At 51.4% G+C, this 3,101-nt stretch carries 1 protein-coding gene; it reads right to left on the reverse strand.

Going from position 1 to position 3,101, the window contains the following annotated elements; all coding sequences use genetic code 11:
* The coding region (locus AABZ39_05755) for a right-handed parallel beta-helix repeat-containing protein (protein MEK6794258.1) at positions 1–3,101 on the reverse strand (3,101 nt) is incomplete at both ends.

Raw genomic sequence — 3,101 nt, forward strand, 5'->3', positions numbered from 1 at the left:
CCCCCCCCCCCCCCATCAATACACAGTTCGAGACAACATAGGCATCGTTTTTCGCCATGACATTCGTGAAGTATAGTGTAGAGTTCGTCGCCCCCGTAATATTGTTCGAGAAAAAACAACTCCGAATGACATTATTCGACCCGCTGTTCACATGGATCGCACCGCCGGCATAGACAGAGCTGTTATTGGAAAACACTGCATTCTCTATGACACTATTCGTAGCAAAATAGAGCAGCACTCCCCCGCCGCCGATGCTGGACATATTCGTATTATCAGAAATAACCCCACGGATCACATTACCCATGCTGCTTCTAATGACCACACCGCCGCCGATACCCCCGATATTATTCGATATCGTCGCATCGATGGTATTATTGGACCCGTAAATCAGATACAGACCGCCGCCGATACATCCTGACGGTGCATAATTATTTATCAGGGCTCCGGTTATACTGCAATTTGTGCTGTACCAGACATGCGCCCCGCCCCCGCCCCCATTCCCGGTATTGCTGAACATCGACCCGGTCACCCTGCTGTTCGAACAAAGATACAGCTCAACCCCGCCGCCGGTGGTGGAGGAAAAATTACTGCCCACGTCTGCGTTCACAATGGACGATCTGTCCCTGTAAAGCGACACCCCGCCGCCGTTATCCCCCGCACTATTTTGCGCGACAGATCCGTTCACCACATTGCTTATGCATGAATCAAGACTGATACCGCCTCCGAAATACGCGTTCGTATTGCGGAAAACATGAACGTCGAGAACGATATTGGTGCAGGCGGACAACGCTATTCCGCCGCCATTGGTCGAACTATTGTTGCTTACGATCACATTGCTGATAAACGATCGCGCAATACCGACAGCATAGACACCCGTACCGTCAAGCTGCGGCACGCCGGCGTTACTCCCCCCGCGCTGTATCACAAAGCCGTCGAATGAAAGGTTGGTGAGATTGGCGATATACACGAGCCGATTCGACACCGATGAAGACCCCATACCATCGAGCACGGTATATCCCGTCTGTACCGCGAACGCCGCATCATACCCGCCGATAATGCGAAGATTATTCTTATTCGTTATGAACACACCGTTGGTAAGCGCAAGGGCATTCAACTGCTCGTCGGTGCGTGTGAGAACCATGTCGCGTACGCGGATTTCATTCCCGTCATTTGCACCATGTACAGCCGACTGCAGATCGGAATACAGCACCCCACTGTTCGTATTCGAGGCGATGATCGTTCTCGGCATGACGATATTGAACGCTGCATTCGTCGCATCATGCTTGAAATATTTTCCGATATTCAGCTGGCTTACCTGGTCGTTCGATATTATCGGACCGCCATAATCCACATACAGGTATTTCAGCGTATTCGTATAAAAGCAGTTCGAAACGATAACATGATTTGTCATTTCCGCCGTCTGTTCGAACATCGGTATGGCGTTATTCCCGCCGCCGTAGAACACGCAGTTCGATATTGTCACCGGATAGCGCACCGCAGCGACATTTGAGAAATGCATGATCGCGTTCGTCCATGTCGCGGTGTTATTCGAGAAATAGCAGCTCGTGAAATTATTGTTGGATCCGCTGAAAACGAAAACGCCGCCACCCGTGACCGCTTTATTACTGTACAGGGAGCTGCTTACGATCGCATTCGTCGAGGACAACAGCGCAATACCGCCGCCGCTGCTTGCGACAGCGGTATTGCTCAACAGCGTCGCATATATCCTGCTCCGCAGATCGCAAGTCATGAAAATACCGCCGCCGCTTTCGGAAGTGGCCGTATTATCGGCGATGATGGAATTCACCGTCGTATCATTGGCATAATAGACCGATATGCCGCCGCCGAATGCGCATTTATTATATACAACATCGGCATTCACAATATTATTGGATGTGTACTCGACCGATACGCCGCCGCCGATGACCACTGCCGAATTATTGGTAACGAGTCCGTTGACCGTATTGCCGCTGCCGTCATAGATATAGTATCCGCCGCCGTTCCCGGATGCATAATTGCTGGCGATGGTCGAGTTCATTGTGCTGTTGGTCACCCAGAGAAGCGTAACACCCCCGCCATACTGGCCATTATTGCTTGCAATCGCCGCGTTCACCGTAATATTGCTGCAGTAATACAGAAGCAGCCCGCCTCCATACGTAAGAGCGTTATTATTTCCCAGCGTGCCGCTGCAGATGGTATCCCTGCTGCGGAAGAGCTGAACACCCCCGCCGTTATTCGACGCAGTGCAGCGCACGACATCGGCTGACAGCACGGAATTCGAGCAGAGAACGACATTGATCCCCCCGCCGTCCCTGGAAACACAATTACTTACGATGATATTTGAAAGCAGTGAAAATCCGATATTCGATACGAGCACACCGGAACCGTCGATCGATGGCGTGCCGGCATTACTGCCCCCGCGCTGTATGACAAAGTTGCTCATCGCCAGATTGGTAAGGTTCGCGATATACAGAAGGCGATTCGACAATGCCGCTCCGCCGCCATCGAGCACGCTATGACCCGTCACCGATGCGAACGCCGCATCATACCCGCCGATGATGCGCAGATTATTCTTATTCGTGATGAAAACGCCGTTGGTAAGCGCAAGCGCATTCAACTGCTCGTCCCCACGCGTGAGAACCATGTCGCGTACGCGGATTTCATTCCCGTCATTCGCACCATTCACCGCCGACTGCAGGTCGAAATAGAGTGCGCCGGTGTTCGTATTCGACGCTATCATCATCTGCGGCATGACGATATTCCACCGGGCATTCGTCGCATCATGCTTGAAATATTTCCCGATATTCAGCTGTGAAACCTGATCGTTCGATATTATCCGCAATACGGGACTTGTTTCCACGTAGAGATATTTCAGCGTATTCGTGTAGAAACAATTCGATACTATCACATGATTGGTCATTTCCGCTGCGTGTTCGAATATGGGAATAGCGTTCTGCGCGACGCCGGAGCCATAGAATACGCAATTTGAAATGATGGCCGGATACATAACCGCAGCGACATTGGAGAAATGAAGCGTTGCGTTGGTAAAGGACGCGGTATTGTTGGAGAACCAGCAGTTAGTGAACCAGCTGTTGGATCCC

Source organism: Spirochaetota bacterium (assembly GCA_038043445.1).
Taxonomy (GTDB): Bacteria; Spirochaetota; Brachyspiria; order Brachyspirales; family JACRPF01; genus JBBTBY01.